This window comes from Pseudomonas sp. GGS8 (genome assembly GCF_024168645.1).
Classification (GTDB): domain Bacteria; phylum Pseudomonadota; class Gammaproteobacteria; order Pseudomonadales; family Pseudomonadaceae; genus Aquipseudomonas.
Genome location: NZ_JALJWF010000001.1, coordinates 2,857,910 through 2,872,398, shown reverse-complemented (window position 1 = coordinate 2,872,398; position 14,489 = coordinate 2,857,910). Strand labels below are relative to the sequence as shown.

Genomic DNA, 14,489 nt, shown 5'->3' with positions numbered 1-14,489 from the left:
CCGCACTTTCTGACACTTTTTGTCACCTCATCTCGGCTGGTTTGGTTCCACTGCTTGACTAGGCTATAAGTCATTAACCGCCTGCGTCCGGAATCCCAATGAATGACATTGCCCTTAGCGGTCTGGCCAAGCAATTGGTACTGGCCGAGCTGATCACTGACCAAAGTGCGCAACAGGCGTATCAGCAAGCCCAACGCAATCGAGTCTCACTGGTCAGCTATCTGGTGCAGAACAAACTGCTGAAAAGCTGGCAGGTCGCCGAGGTGGCTTCGGAGCATTTCGGCATGGCCCTGCTGGACCTCAACTGCCTGGACAAAGACACCCAACCCAAGGGACTGGTCAGCGAAAAACTGATCCGCCAGCACCACGCCCTGCCCCTCTGGCGACGCGGCAACAAACTGTTCGTGGGGGTTTCCGATCCGAGCAATCAACAAGTCATCAACGACATCCAGTTCAGCACCGGGCTGAACACCGAAGCCATCCTGGTTGAAGAAGACAAGCTCAGCGACGCCATCGAAAAATTCTTCGACAGCCACGCCACCGGCCTGGAAGAGATGGCCGATGTCGACCTCGACGGTCTGGACATCGAGTCGGTCGATGACCAGAAACAGGACGCCATCGCCGGACAGGATACCGATGACGCGCCCGTGGTGCGCTTCGTCCACAAGATGTTGCTCGATGCAATCAAGAGCGGTTCTTCCGACCTGCATTTTGAACCCTACGAGAAATCCTACCGCGTGCGGATGCGCACCGATGGCATCCTGCATGAAGTCGCCAAGCCACCGACGCAACTGGCTAACCGCATTGCTTCCCGGCTCAAAGTCATGGCTAGTCTCGACATCTCCGAGCGGCGCAAACCTCAGGACGGGCGGATCAAGATGCGTCTGTCCAAGAGCAAGTCCATCGACTTCCGGGTCAATACCCTGCCGACCCTGTGGGGCGAAAAAGTGGTGATCCGGATCCTCGATCCGTCCAGCGCGCAAATGGGCATCGACGCCCTCGGCTATGAGCCCGAGCAGAAAGACCTGTACATGGCTGCCCTCAAGCAACCCCAGGGGATGATCCTGGTGACCGGGCCCACCGGTTCAGGCAAGACCGTGTCGCTCTATACCGGGCTGAACATCCTCAATACCGTCAACATCAACATCTCCACTGCCGAAGACCCGGTGGAAATCAACATGGAGGGCGTCAACCAGGTCAACGTCAATCCCAGGCAGGGAATGGATTTCGCCCAGGCGTTGCGCTCGTTTCTGCGCCAGGACCCGGACGTGATCATGGTCGGCGAAATCCGTGACCTCGAAACTGCGGAAATTGCCATCAAGGCCGCCCAGACCGGGCACATGGTGCTTTCCACCCTGCACACCAACAGCGCCGCGCAAACCCTGACCCGCCTGCACAACATGGGGATTCAGGGCTTCAACATTGCGACCTCGGTCAGCCTGATCATTGCCCAGCGCCTGGCGCGCAAATTGTGCAGCCATTGCAAGAAGCCCATCGAGATTCCCCGCGAGACACTACTCAAGGAAGGCTTCCCCGAGGAACGCATCGGCTCGTTCACGATCTATGAACCGGTTGGTTGCGATCAATGCAACGCTGGCTACAAAGGGCGAGTGGGGATTTATGAAGTGGTAAAGAACACCCCTGACCTGCAACGGCTGATCATGGCCGAAGGCAATTCACTGGAGATTGACCTCCAGATGCGCAAGGACGGCTTCAACGACCTGCGCACGTCGGGCCTGCTCAAGGCCATGCAAGGCATCACCAGCCTTGAAGAAATCAACCGGGTCACGAAGGACTGAATATGGCGGTCAAAGCAGCGAAAATCAGCGTGTATGCCTGGGAGGGTACAGATCGCAAAGGCGCGAAAATGACTGGCGAGTTGACCGGACAAAATCCCGCGCTGATCAAGGCCCAGTTGCGCAAGCAGGGTATCAATCCGGGTAAGGTGCGGAAAAAGTCCGCGTCCATTTTCAGTGCCGGCAAGCGCATCAAGCCCTTGGACATTGCCCTGTTTACCCGGCAGATGGCGACCATGATGAAAGCCGGCGTACCGCTGCTGCAATCGTTCGATATCATCGGCGAAGGCTTCGATAACCCGAACATGCGCAAGCTGGTGGACGAGGTGAAACAGGAAGTCGCGGCCGGTAACAGCTTCGCCGCGGCGCTGCGCAAAAAGCCCCAGTATTTCGATGAGCTGTACTGCAACCTGGTGGATGCCGGGGAACAGGCCGGGGCTCTGGACACCCTGCTGGAACGGGTGGCGACCTACAAGGAAAAGAGCGAAAGCCTCAAAGCCAAGATCAAGAAAGCCATGACCTACCCGCTGGCCGTGGTGTTCGTCGCGATCATTGTGACCGGGATTCTGCTGGTCAAGGTTGTACCGCAGTTCCAGTCGGTATTCTCGGGGTTCGGTGCCGAGCTGCCGGCGTTCACCGTGATGGTCATCGGTTTGTCGGAGTTCATGCAGGACTGGTGGTGGATGATACTCGGCGTGCTGGCTGGGGGGATCTTCGGCCTGCGCTATGCCTTCAAGAATTCCCCAGGCTTTCGCGATCGGATGGACACCTGGCTACTGAAACTGCCGTTGGTTGGCGCGCTCATGTATAAGTCCGCCGTGGCCCGTTACGCCCGCACCCTGTCGACGACGTTTGCTGCCGGCGTGCCGCTGGTCGAAGCCCTGGAGTCAGTGGCGGGCGCGACCGGCAATATCGTGTTCAAGCGAGCGGTGTTGCGCATCAAGCAGGACGTTTCGACCGGCATGCAGCTGAATTTCTCCATGCGCACCTCCGGCATCTTTCCGACAATGGCGATCCAGATGACGGCCATTGGCGAAGAGTCCGGCGCGCTGGACGACATGCTCGACAAGGTCGCGAGTTTCTACGAGGCCGAGGTGGACAACATGGTCGATAACCTGACCAGCCTGATGGAGCCATTCATCATGGTGGTGCTGGGGGTTATCGTCGGCGGGCTGGTGGTTGCAATGTACCTGCCCATCTTCCAACTCGGCTCAGCGATCTGATATGTCCTTGAACGAATTTCTGAGCCTCGACCCGCTGGCCTTCGTGATCACAGCATTGGTGGTCGGCCTGCTGATCGGCAGCTTTCTTAACGTGGTGGTCTGGCGCCTGCCGAAAATGCTTGAGCGTGAATGGCGACTACAGGCCCACGACGTACTGGATATACCAGCCGAAGCCCCTGGCCCGACTTACAACCTGATACTGCCCCACTCCGAGTGTCCCCACTGCGGCCATCGGATTCGAGCGTGGGAAAACATTCCAATACTCAGTTATCTGTTTTTACGCGGGCGATGCTCACACTGCGCGGCGCCGATCAGTAAACGTTACCCGCTGACCGAACTGGCTTGCGGCCTGCTGTCGGCGTTCGTCGCCTGGCATTTCGGTTTCGGCTGGCAGGCCTGCATGGTCCTGGTCCTGAGTTGGGGACTATTGGCGATGAGCCTGATCGATGCCGAGCATCAACTGTTGCCGGACGTACTGGTGATGCCGTTGATGTGGCTGGGGTTGATCCTCAACAGCTTCGGGCTCTTCGTATCACTGCATGATGCGTTCTGGGGTGCGGTGGCCGGCTACATGGCGCTGTGGACGGTGTTCTGGCTGTTCAAGCTGATCACCGGCAAGGACGGCATCGGTTACGGCGATTTCAAGCTCCTGGCGATGCTCGGCGCCTGGGGCGGCTGGCAGATCCTGCCCATGACCATTCTGTTGTCATCGCTGGTAGGGGCCATTCTCGGGTTGATTTTGCTGCGCCTGCGGGATGCAAAAACTTCGACGCCGCTACCCTTTGGCCCCTATCTGGCCATTGCCGGCTGGATTGCCTTGCTCTGGGGTGGTCAAATAACCGGCTTCTATTGGCAGTTTGTCGGTTTGAAATGAATACCCCTGTGGAAAAACCCTGGATTCTCGGCCTGACCGGCGGCATCGGCAGCGGCAAAAGTGCGGCCGCGCAGCACTTCATCGACCTCGGCGTGCACGTGGTGGACGCCGATCATGCGGCTCGCTGGGTGGTCGAACCCGGTCGCCCGGCACTGGCGAAGATCGCCGAGCACTTTGGTCCCGGCGTGTTGCAGGCCGATGGCCAGCTGGATCGTGCGGCCCTGCGCAAACTGATCTTCGAGGTGCCGGATGAACGCCGCTGGCTCGAAGCCCTGCTGCATCCGTTGATCGCCGAGGAAATCGCCCATCATCTGGCCAAGGCACAATCGCCTTACGCGATTCTGGTTTCGCCGCTGCTGATCGAGTCCGGGCAGTACGCCATGACCCAACGGGTCCTGGTAATCGATGCCCCGGAACAGTTACAGATCGAACGCACCTTGCAGCGTGACCAGACCAGCGAACAGCAAGTCCAGGCGATCCTCAAGGCTCAGTCCAGCCGACAGGAGCGCGTGAGCCACGCCGACGATGTGGTGGTCAACGACCGCGACCTCGCCTGGCTGCGCAGCGAGGTCGAACGCCTGCATCACTTTTACCTTACTTTGCGTGGAGGCCAGTCATGAGCCAAACCCCGACCGTCGATTGCCCAACCTGTGGTGCCCCTGTCGAATGGAGCCCCGAAAGCAAGTTCCGGCCGTTCTGTTCGGACCGTTGCAAACTGATCGACCTGGGCGCCTGGGCGTCGGAAGAACACAAGATCCCGGTGAGCCCGGATGCCGAAGACGAACTGTTCAGCGAAGACTTCGACCCGCGTCACTGATCCCGGCCATCAGGGCCGCATAAAGCCATAGTCCTGGCCCTCGTCGAGGTTCTCGGCGAGAAACCGCAACTCATCGGCCAGGTCTTCAACGTTGCGTACCGCCTTGCTCTGCTGCACCACCGCACTGAGCAAGGCGCGCAGGCTCAATCCCGGATCGAAGCCCACCTCTTGCGCCACATTCAGACTCTGACGCAACTCCTGCCTGGCCCACTCATAGACACTCATCTCGATGCTCCTGAAAGTTTTCCGAAGCATGGATTCGTCAACGGTTTTTGGATTTGATGTGGATCAAGACTTGGGATCGTCATCTTTCCAGGGCGCCGATAGATAGCGCGTGCGATTGAACGTCTCCAGCCATTCGGGGCAGAACACCACCAACGCGCTGATCACCATGCCGTTGATGAATGCCTCCGGAAAAATCAGCAGCCACAGGTAACCGACAAAGTCTTCCAGCCAGTACGGCATGACGAATCTTTCGTCGTACCACAGCAGCGCAAGTGTCAGGATCAGGCACAACAAGGCCGACAGCGCAGCGGCAAAAAAACCGGAACAGAAGATATACACAAAGGGATTACGCGGCTGCGCGCGCTCCACCAGGATGGCGCAGCACTCGGTGACCAGCACCGGCAGCAGAACCAGTAGAGCGCCATTGACCCCGACAGCGGCCAGGTCCTGACGCCCGAGCAACACCAATCCAGTTTGTGCGACCAACCCGCCGACAATCGCCAACGGCCAATCCAGCAGCAAGGTCACGGCGGTCATGCCGATGAAGTGATAGGACACGCCGGTATCGAAGTCCCGTCGCACCAGCCACAGCATGAACAGCGCGAACACCGTACCGAACAACAGATGCTGGCGGCGGCTGTCGCTGAACAACTCGACCCACGGGGCTCGTACAACGGCCCAGAGCAACACCGGGACATAGATCAGCCACCCCACCGTCAGGGTTTCGGATGACAGTAACTCGGCACCGATCATGGCCGGGCCTTCTCCAGCGCCTCGCGCAATTGCGCAGCCGTGGCGTATTCGTGCTCACCCACCAATTGACCGTCCTTGAGTTGCAGCCACAGCACTTTATCCACGGCCCCGGGGTAACGCGGCGCCACGCGACCATCACGGTCAAGCATCACTCGATAGGAATAATCGCGCATGGCCGGTACTGCGAACATTTTCGCAATCAGTCGAGGCATGCGCTGGATGTCCGCGACAAATACCGCGTGCCGAGCCTCCAGGTAGCCCTTGGGCTGGCCCTGCAGAGCGGCGTCGACCAGTTTGGCGGCGTCCATGCTGCGCGCCACCAGCAGCGTCTGAGTCTGGTTATCGAGCGTGAAGGCCTGATCGAACTGATCAAGCAAGGTCCACGGTGCCAGGCGCTCGCCAACCTCCAGCGCCTGGGCCCAAAGAGGCAGGAGACTGAGCAATAACACCGGCCAATATTTCACGTTCTATTCCTCATTCAAGCACATATGCGTAATGGCCATCAGTCTACACCGCCCGTTCCGGGTGCCCAGTGCCCCTGTTTACCATTCACGCTTTCTGCTTGTCGCAAATGAACGCTAAGCTTGGGCCTATGGACGACTCAGATTATTTACGCCTGCTGACCATTGCGGCCGAGCAAGCCAATACGTTCCTTTCCAATGCCCGCAAATGGGAGCGTGAGCGTTGGGTTTGCCAGCGCCTGCTGCAAGGCCTGAACATTCCCTATCGCGCCGATGAGTTCGCCCCCGCCGGGGAGCCGCCGGACGTGCTGTTTCGCGACGCGAACTTCGAGGTGTTCTTCGTGCTCGACGAGGGCCGACGCCTCAACGACGAATGGCGCGATGAACTGCAACGCCGGCGCAGCGCGTTTTCCCTGAGCCAACTGGTGCGCCGCGAGGCCAAGCCCCGACGCATCCCGGCCAATGAATTCCTGCTGAGACTGGCGCCCACCTTGCGCAAAAAAGCCCACAACTACAAAGAACGCGGTATGGATTTGGGGGATCTGGATATCATCGCCTTCGCCAGCCTCAAGCGCGAAGTGCTGGACCTCAATAGCCACTTCCCGCCGCCCACCGAATACCTGCGTCAGGGCTGGCGCTCGTTGTCGCTGGTCGGCCCGACCTTCGCACGCGTGCTCTTCGCCCACCCGGATGCTCCGGATTTCCTGCGCAGCAACCTGGGGCGCAGTATCGTCTTCGATGTGGGGATCAGCCTGTGAACCGCACCACAGATACCGGCAACACTGCACAGGATGGCGCAATCACTGGCCGAATGTTACAAAGCGCAATCGTTCACCCGAACCACATGCGCCGTTCAACGCTTGCAGACAATCTGCTGTAACGTCTGCACATTCAGCAACGTCTACCCGACGAGGCCTTTATGACCAGCCGCCTGAACCCCGACGACCAGAAGCATGTCGAAGAGTACCTGCAGTTGTCCCAGCACCGAGTCGAGCGCCGGCCTTTCCGGCCGTGGATGCTCCTGGTGGTGGTGTTGGCAGTGACCATTGGTTTAGGCCTGTTGAGCCGCTTGATCAGTTACCTGACGCTATGAGCTGCCTTGCGCTCGCTCGGTTGACTGCACCGATTTCTTTTAGCCTTGCGAGATATCCCCATGACTCATCGTATTGTCATCGTTGGCGGCGGCGCCGGCGGTCTGGAGTTGGCTACCCGTCTGGGTAAGACTCTGGGCAAGCGCGGCACGGCCAGTGTGATGCTGGTCGACGCGAACCTGACCCACATCTGGAAACCGCTGTTGCACGAAGTCGCGGCAGGTTCCCTGAACTCTTCCGAAGACGAACTCAACTATGTCGCCCAGGCAAAATGGAACCACTTCGAGTTCCAGCTGGGGCGCATGAGCGGGCTCGATCGCAAGCAGAAGAAAATCCAGCTGGCCGCCACTTACGACGAGGCCGGCCTGGAGCTGGTACCCGCGCGGGAAGTGCCTTACGACTCGCTGGTGATCGCCGTCGGCAGCACCACCAACGACTTCGGTACTCAAGGCGCGGCGCAACACTGCTTGTTCCTCGACACCCGTAAACAGGCTGAACGCTTCCATCAGCAATTGCTCAATCACTACCTCCGCGCCCACGCCGGGCAGACCGACACGGTGCAACAGATCAGCGTGGCCATCGTCGGTGCCGGTGCCACCGGGGTCGAACTGGCGGCGGAACTGCACAACGCCGCCCATGAGCTGGCGGCTTATGGTCTGGACCGGATCAAGCCGGAAAACATGCACATCACCCTGATCGAAGCCGGGCCACGGGTACTCCCGGCCCTGCCAGAGCGGATCGGCGGGCCTGTGCATAAAACCCTGGAGAAACTCGGGGTCAACGTCATGACCAATGCCGCGGTCAGTGAAGTGACCGCCGACAGCCTGATTACCGCCGACGGCCAAGTGATCAACGCCAGCCTGAAAGTCTGGGCTGCCGGGATTCGCGCACCGGGTTTCCTCAAGGACATCGATGGCCTGGAAACCAACCGTATCAACCAGTTGCAAGTGCTGCCGACCCTGCAAACCACCCGCGACGAAAACATCTTCGCCTTCGGTGACTGCGCGGCGTGCCCGCAACCGGGCAGCGACCGCAATGTACCGCCCCGCGCCCAGGCGGCGCACCAACAGGCTTCGTTACTGGCCAAATCGCTGAAACTGCGGATCGAAGGCAAGCCCCTGCCGGGGTATAAGTACACCGATTACGGCTCGCTGATCTCGCTGTCGCGTTTTTCGGCTGTGGGTAACTTGATGGGTAACCTGACCGGCAGCGTAATGCTCGAGGGCTGGCTGGCGCGGATGTTTTATGTGTCGCTGTACCGCATGCACCAGATGGCGCTGTATGGCGCGTTCCGCACGGCGATGCTGATGCTGGGCAGCAAGATTGGACGCGGGACCGAGCCGCGGCTCAAGTTGCACTAAATTTTCGGCGTCTGTCAGGGCCTCATCGCGGGCAAGCCACGCTCCCACAGGATCTGCGTCGTACGCAAATATGCGGCCAACAAAGATCAACTGTGGGAGCGTGGCTTGCCCGCGATGCAGGCGCCTCGGTCTACCCCGTGAACACTTCTGTGTCCCACTGTATCTTCCCCACGATTTCACCCCTTCGCTTACAAACTCCCTCCTTGCGCGACACAGTAGCGATACACCACTCCCGCTAAATGGCCACACCCGAGCAAGGCACCGCCTGCTTCGGTCATCGCCGCACTTACGTGGCGTCCTTTATCGAACGGTTGTGTCGTGCAACCCAGGAGATTTGTAATGTCCCGTACCACTACTCTCAGCAAAAACACCGTTGGCCTGCTCGGCGCTGTCCTGGCTGGTGGCCTGATGTTGTCCGGCTCCGTATTCGCCGCGCAGCCACTGACCCAGGGCTACATGGTCGCCTCGGCCGAAACTTCGGTAAAAAACCCAGAAGGCAAATGTGGCGAAGGCAAGTGCGGCGATGCCTCGATGGCCAAGACCGACACCGATGGCGATGGTCAGGTGTCCCGTGCGGAGTTCCTGAAAGTGGCGCCCAAGGCCGACTTCGACAAGATCGATACCAACCACGATGGTCAAATCTCGGAACAAGAGGCTTTCAATAACGTGAAAGCCAACTACGAAGCCAATGGCAAACAAATGCCAAAAGGCTTGTTCGAACACCTGAAAGACAATAGCTAAGCCAATAAAGACCAGGCCCTGCTTCTCTATCGAGAAGCGGGGCTTTTTTTCGCCCGGCGGATTTACACCTGAAACCGCTGCACCATGGTCCGCAACGAGTTGGCCAACTGCGACAACTCATGGCTGGAGGCGCTGGTCTGATCGGCACCGGCGGCGGAGCGTACCGACAAATCGCGAATGTTCACCAGGTTGCGATCAACTTCACGCGCCACTTGCGCCTGCTCTTCGGCGGCGCTGGCAATCACCAAATTGCGTTCGTGGATCTGGTGAACCGAAGCGGTGATGGTCTGCAGCGCTTCGCCCGCATGCTCCGCCAACGCCAGGGTGCTGGCTGCCCGCGAGGAGCTGGCTTGCATGGAGTCCAACGCTTGGGTTGAGCCAGTGCGCATGCCCTGAACCATTTGTTCGATTTCCTGAGTCGACTGTTGCGTGCGGTACGCCAAGGCGCGCACTTCGTCGGCAACCACCGCGAAACCTCGACCGCTTTCGCCCGCGCGCGCCGCTTCGATGGCCGCGTTGAGAGCCAGCAGGTTGGTCTGTTCGGCAATGGCACGGATCACATCCAGCACCTTGCCGATGTCCTTGGACTGGTTGGCCAATGATTGCACCAAGCCGCCAGTTGTCTGCACATCGCTGGCAAGGGCGCTGATGGCACTCACCGTTTCGCTCACTCGCTGCTGACCAACGTGTGCCGACTCACTGGATTGGCGCGTGGCATCGGAGGTAGAAACCGCATTGCGTGCGACCTCCTCCACCGCCGTGGTCATTTCGGTGACGGCCGTCGCCGCTTGTTCAATCTCGTTGTTCTGCTGTTGCAGATTCTGGGTGCTGTCTAGGGTGACCGCGTTCAATTCATCAGCTGCCGTCGCCAATTGTGCCGCCGAACCGCTGATGCCCTGCAAGGTTTCACGCAGGTTGTGTTGCATGGTCGCCAGGGCCTTGAGCAAGCGGCTCACTTCGTCGCTGCCATGGGTTTCGATAGGGCGGGTCAGATCGCCTCGTGCCACGTTTTCCGCAGCGCTCAACGCCTCAGCCAAGGGTTTGACGATGCTGCGGGTCAACAGCATCGCAAGGCCGACCGTGGCCAGCGCCGCGAGGGCAATGAACAGACTGACGATCATCCGGGAGTTGGCATAGTGCTCTTGGGATCTCTGGCTCTCGGCGGCCACTTGCCGGGTGAACAGTTCCGCCAGATCGTTGAGCTGTTTGCCCGAACCGTCGACAACGGTCTTCATGTCGATCAGCAGCAGTTTGGTCAGCTCTTCACGCTTCCCTTGCTCAGCGAGGGTGAAGGATTGAGCGATGCCGCTGCGGTAGGCGGCGAAGGTTTTTTTGAACTGGTCATACAACTGCTGGCCCTCAGCGGTGGTGACCAGTTTGTCATAGGCGGCGATTTTCTCGCTCAACTCCTTGTCGCGCGTGTCCATCTGGCTGCGATAAGTGGCGATGTTCTTCGGATCCTGATCTAGGGCCATGCGCAGGGAAATAGTACGGATGCGCAACATGAGCTCGCGAATCTCGTCACCGCCGCGAATGCTCGGCAGCCATTGGGTCTCCACCGCCACCTCGCTGTCGCGAATGCTCGACATCTGCCCCAATGCAAACACCCCGAGCAACGCCACCAGTACCGCGATCAAGGCAAAACCCAGCGCGGCGCGAGGGGCAATATTCAACTGACGAAGAAACATAACGAGCGCCTGTGTTTTTATTGGCTGGAGTGGAGGCCCTGTCCGTGCCCCGTTAGCTCGTTATCGGCAAGTTGTACGATGACTTGAAGCGATCTGTTTTTTCGCAGGCAAAAAAAAAAATCCCCGTATCTTTCGATACGAGGATTTTTAATATGGTCGGGGTAAGGGGATTCGAACTCCTGACATCCTGCTCCCAAAGCAGGCGCGCTACCGGACTGCGCTATACCCCGGTAAAAAAAAGGCACCTTTGAAAGGCGCCTTCTGCGAACAGAGCTTTTGGCGTCTGATCTTAAGATTCGATTCCAGCGTTAACTGGTTTCAAAAATGGTGGGTCGTGTGGGATTCGAACCTACGACCAATTGGTTAAAAGCCAACTGCTCTACCAACTGAGCTAACGACCCAAAAATGGTCGGGGTAAGGGGATTCGAACTCCTGACATCCTGCTCCCAAAGCAGGCGCGCTACCGGACTGCGCTATACCCCGGTTTGAAATTGGCTCCGTGACCAGGACTCGAACCTGGGACCCAATGATTAACAGTCATTTGCTCTACCGACTGAGCTATCACGGAACTACACATTTCAATTACAACTGGTATTTCAATTTACAACTGTGAAGCTTGCTTCACCTCTTCGACCCGTTCGCATCGCTGCGTTCGTGTGTCTGAGGCGCGCTATTCTACAATCTTAAGCACCTCTGTCAACCCCCTAAATTGCTTTCAAGTTAATGATTTGCAACTTATTTCAGATTCCTGCTTGGGGAGCAGAAACCCTTTCGAGGTGACTTACTGCGGGGCGCACTTTACAAGCATTTTCCTTTCAGTTCAACAGCCTATCGAAAAAAAGGCCTCGCAATGCGAGGCCTCTTTCAATTTGCTGCCGCCGTGGATCAGACGAAGACGATTTCGTCATTCTCCACCACACCTTTGGCGGTCTCTCCGGGCATGAAACGACCCGATAGAATCAGCTGTGCCAGCGGGTTCTCGATCCAACGCTGGATCGCTCGTTTGAGCGGCCGTGCGCCATAGACCGGGTCGTATCCGACGGCGATCAGTTTATCCATCGCTTCCGGGCTCAGCTCAAGCTTCAGCTCGCGCTCGGTCAGGCGGCTACGCAGGCGACCCAACTGAATCTCGGTAATGCCCGCGATCTGATCCCGAGCCAGCGGCTCGAAGATCACCACTTCGTCGACCCGGTTGATGAACTCCGGCCGGAAGTGCGTGGAAATCGCATCCATCACCGCTGCACGTTGCGCCTCACGATCACCGACCAATTCCTGGATCTGCACCGACCCCAGGTTGGAAGTCATGACGATCACGGTATTTTTGAAATCCACCGTGCGACCATGGCTGTCGGTCAAACGGCCATCTTCGAGCACTTGCAGCAAGATGTTGAACACGTCCGGATGGGCCTTCTCGACCTCGTCCAAGAGGATCACCGAATAAGGCTTGCGACGCACTGCCTCGGTCAGGTAACCGCCCTCTTCATACCCTACATAGCCTGGTGGCGCGCCGATCAGGCGAGCCACGGAATGCTTCTCCATGAACTCGGACATGTCGATCCGCACCATCGCCTCTTCAGTATCAAAGAGGAACTCGGCCAGTGCCTTGCACAACTCGGTTTTCCCGACACCGGTCGGGCCGAGGAACATGAACGAGCCGCTCGGACGATTCGGATCGGACAACCCGGCACGGGAGCGCCGCACCGCGTTGGAGACGGCGATCACTGCTTCGTCCTGACCAATCACACGTTGGTGCAACAGGCTTTCCATCTTCATCAGTTTTTCGCGCTCGCCCTCGAGCATTTTCGCCACGGGGATGCCGGTCCACTTCGACACCACTTCAGCGATCTCTTCCTCAGTCACCTTGCTGCGCAGCAACTGGTTTTCGCTTTTGCCATGCTGATCGACCATTTGCAGGCTGCGCTCCAGGTCCGGGATCACCCCATATTGCAGCTCGGCCATGCGGTTCAAATCACCTTTACGGCGCGCGGCTTCCAGTTCCTGACGGGACTGTTCGATTTTCTGCTGGATCTGCGCCGAACCCTGGACTTCGGCTTTTTCCGAATTCCAGATTTCTTCGAGGTCCGAATACTCGCGCTCGTGACGGGCGATTTCTTCCTGCAGTTTTTCCAGACGTTTCTTCGCCGCGTCGTCGCTTTCTTTCTTCAGCGCCTGGGATTCCACCTTCAGCTGAATCAGACGACGCTCCAGACGGTCCAGCACTTCCGGTTTGGAGTCGATTTCCATGCGGATGCGGCTGGCGGCTTCGTCGATCAGGTCGATGGCCTTGTCCGGCAGCTGGCGGTCAGTGATGTAGCGATGACTGAGCTTGGCCGCGGCAATGATTGCACCATCGGTGATCGCCACCTTGTGGTGAACCTCGTAACGCTCTTTAAGGCCACGCAGGATGGCGATGGTGTCTTCTTCGCTCGGCTCGTCCACCAAAACTTTCTGGAAGCGCCGTTCGAGGGCCGCGTCCTTCTCTATATATTGGCGGTACTCGTTGAGCGTGGTCGCGCCGACGCAATGCAGTTCACCGCGAGCCAATGCCGGTTTGAGCATGTTGCCGGCGTCCATCGAGCCTTCGCCCTTGCCCGCGCCGACCATGGTGTGCAATTCGTCGATGAACAGAATGATCTGCCCTTCCTGCTTCGACAGTTCGTTGAGTAGGGACTTGAGGCGCTCTTCGAATTCGCCGCGGTACTTGGCACCGGCTATCAGCGCCCCCATGTCCAGGGACAACAGGCGCTTGCCTCTCAGGCCATCCGGCACTTCACCGTTGATGATGCGCTGGGCCAAGCCTTCGGCGATGGCGGTTTTACCCACGCCCGGCTCGCCGATCAACACCGGGTTATTCTTGGTGCGGCGCTGCAGGACCTGAATCGTGCGGCGAATTTCGTCGTCACGGCCGATCACCGGATCGAGCTTGCCTTCTTCGGCGCGCTTGGTCAGGTCGATGGTGTATTTATCCAGCGCCTGGCGTGACTCTTCCTGGTTGGCGTCATTGACCGCCTCACCGCCGCGCAGGTTATTGATCGCGTTTTCCAGGGCTTTCTTGCTCACGCCCTGGCCGAGCAGCAGTTTTCCCAACTTGCTGTTCTCATCCATCGCGGCGAGCAGCACCAATTCGCTGGAGATGAATTGGTCGCCCTTCTGCTGGGCCAGGCGATCGGCCTGGTTGAGCAGGCGCGCCAGATCCTGCGACATGTTGACGTCGCCGGTCGGGTTCTGGATTTTCGGCAGCTGATCAAGGGCTTTGGTCAGCTCTTTACGCAAGCTGGTAACGTCGAACCCCACCTGCATCAACAGGGGTTTGATCGAACCACCCTGTTGTTCAAGCATGGCCTGCATCAGATGCGCCGGTTCGATGGCCGGATGATCGAGACCGACGGCCAGGGATTGGGCGTCGGACAAGGCTAACTGCAACTTGCTGGTTAAACGGTCTATACGCATGGGTCACCT

14 protein-coding genes and 4 tRNA genes are annotated in these 14,489 nt (G+C 58.6%); 9 read left to right on the top strand and 9 right to left on the bottom strand.

Going from position 1 to position 14,489, the window contains the following annotated elements; translation table 11 throughout:
* Positions 1 to 98 precede the first annotated feature (98 nt).
* Genes pilB through yacG form a run of 5 tightly spaced genes read left to right on the top strand, consistent with a single transcriptional unit; the run spans position 99 to position 4,710 of the window.
* Positions 99 to 1,799, top strand: a complete 1,701-nt coding sequence (gene pilB / locus J3D54_RS12870) for a type IV-A pilus assembly ATPase PilB (RefSeq protein WP_253418620.1) — start codon at positions 99 to 101, stop codon at positions 1,797 to 1,799.
* A 2-nt stretch (positions 1,800 to 1,801) separates the two neighbouring features.
* Entirely contained in the window at positions 1,802 to 3,019 is a 1,218-nt protein-coding gene (locus tag J3D54_RS12865; RefSeq protein WP_253418617.1) for a type II secretion system F family protein, read from the top strand.
* 1 nt (position 3,020) lies between these two features.
* Positions 3,021 to 3,893, top strand: coding sequence for an A24 family peptidase (locus J3D54_RS12860; protein WP_253418614.1), 873 nt, complete (start codon positions 3,021 to 3,023; stop codon positions 3,891 to 3,893).
* Positions 3,890 to 4,513, top strand: a complete 624-nt coding sequence (coaE, locus tag J3D54_RS12855) for a dephospho-CoA kinase (protein ID WP_253418611.1) — start codon at positions 3,890 to 3,892, stop codon at positions 4,511 to 4,513. The genes J3D54_RS12860 and coaE overlap by 4 nt, the downstream gene beginning before the upstream one ends.
* A complete protein-coding gene (yacG, locus tag J3D54_RS12850) occupies positions 4,510 to 4,710 on the top strand; it encodes a DNA gyrase inhibitor YacG (RefSeq protein ID WP_253418608.1) in 201 nt (66 codons plus the stop codon). Before coaE ends, yacG begins: the two co-directional genes overlap by 4 nt.
* Positions 4,711 to 4,719: 9 nt before the next feature.
* Here yacG and J3D54_RS12845 read toward each other — a convergent pair whose 3' ends face one another.
* From J3D54_RS12845 to J3D54_RS12835, 3 genes are all read right to left on the bottom strand, one after another.
* Complete coding sequence (locus J3D54_RS12845; protein ID WP_253418605.1) at positions 4,720 to 4,935, bottom strand: hypothetical protein; 216 nt, start codon at positions 4,933 to 4,935, stop codon at positions 4,720 to 4,722.
* A gap of 63 nt (positions 4,936 to 4,998) precedes the next feature.
* Complete coding sequence (locus J3D54_RS12840) at positions 4,999 to 5,688, bottom strand: energy-coupling factor ABC transporter permease (RefSeq protein WP_253418602.1); 690 nt, start codon at positions 5,686 to 5,688, stop codon at positions 4,999 to 5,001.
* A complete protein-coding gene (locus J3D54_RS12835; RefSeq protein ID WP_253418599.1) occupies positions 5,685 to 6,152 on the bottom strand; it encodes an FAD/FMN-containing dehydrogenase in 468 nt (155 codons plus the stop codon). Before J3D54_RS12835 ends, J3D54_RS12840 begins: the two co-directional genes overlap by 4 nt.
* 128 nt (positions 6,153 to 6,280) lie before the next feature.
* Between J3D54_RS12835 and J3D54_RS12830 the strand changes: the two genes are divergently transcribed.
* The 4 genes from J3D54_RS12830 (at position 6,281) to J3D54_RS12815 (ending at position 9,342) form a co-directional block, all read left to right on the top strand.
* Complete coding sequence (locus tag J3D54_RS12830) at positions 6,281 to 6,907, top strand: DUF1780 domain-containing protein (RefSeq protein ID WP_007938395.1); 627 nt, start codon at positions 6,281 to 6,283, stop codon at positions 6,905 to 6,907.
* A 161-nt stretch (positions 6,908 to 7,068) separates the two neighbouring features.
* Complete coding sequence (locus J3D54_RS12825; RefSeq protein WP_003185543.1) at positions 7,069 to 7,242, top strand: DUF3094 domain-containing protein; 174 nt, start codon at positions 7,069 to 7,071, stop codon at positions 7,240 to 7,242.
* Positions 7,243 to 7,302: 60 nt separating this feature from the next.
* Positions 7,303 to 8,601, top strand: a complete 1,299-nt coding sequence (locus J3D54_RS12820; protein ID WP_253418591.1) for an NAD(P)/FAD-dependent oxidoreductase — start codon at positions 7,303 to 7,305, stop codon at positions 8,599 to 8,601.
* A 339-nt stretch (positions 8,602 to 8,940) separates the two neighbouring features.
* On the top strand, positions 8,941 to 9,342 hold the full coding sequence (locus tag J3D54_RS12815; RefSeq protein ID WP_253418588.1) for an EF-hand domain-containing protein: 402 nt from the start codon (positions 8,941 to 8,943) through the stop codon (positions 9,340 to 9,342).
* Between the two features lie 62 nt (positions 9,343 to 9,404).
* Here the strand turns inward: J3D54_RS12815 and J3D54_RS12810 are convergent, their stop codons facing one another.
* The 6 genes from J3D54_RS12810 to clpB form a co-directional block, all read right to left on the bottom strand.
* The gene (locus J3D54_RS12810) at positions 9,405 to 11,030 is read right to left on the bottom strand and encodes a methyl-accepting chemotaxis protein (protein ID WP_253418583.1); all 1,626 of its coding nucleotides are present in this window, start codon (positions 11,028 to 11,030) and stop codon (positions 9,405 to 9,407) included.
* Between the two features lie 153 nt (positions 11,031 to 11,183).
* Positions 11,184 to 11,260, bottom strand: a tRNA-Pro gene (locus J3D54_RS12805).
* 95 nt (positions 11,261 to 11,355) lie between these two features.
* Positions 11,356 to 11,431 (bottom strand) — tRNA-Lys (locus J3D54_RS12800).
* A gap of 5 nt (positions 11,432 to 11,436) precedes the next feature.
* Positions 11,437 to 11,513 (bottom strand) — tRNA-Pro (locus J3D54_RS12795).
* A gap of 9 nt (positions 11,514 to 11,522) precedes the next feature.
* Positions 11,523 to 11,598, bottom strand: a tRNA-Asn gene (locus J3D54_RS12790).
* Positions 11,599 to 11,915: 317 nt separating this feature from the next.
* The gene (gene clpB / locus J3D54_RS12785; protein ID WP_253418580.1) at positions 11,916 to 14,480 is read right to left on the bottom strand and encodes an ATP-dependent chaperone ClpB; all 2,565 of its coding nucleotides are present in this window, start codon (positions 14,478 to 14,480) and stop codon (positions 11,916 to 11,918) included.
* Positions 14,481 to 14,489: the final 9 nt, after the last annotated feature.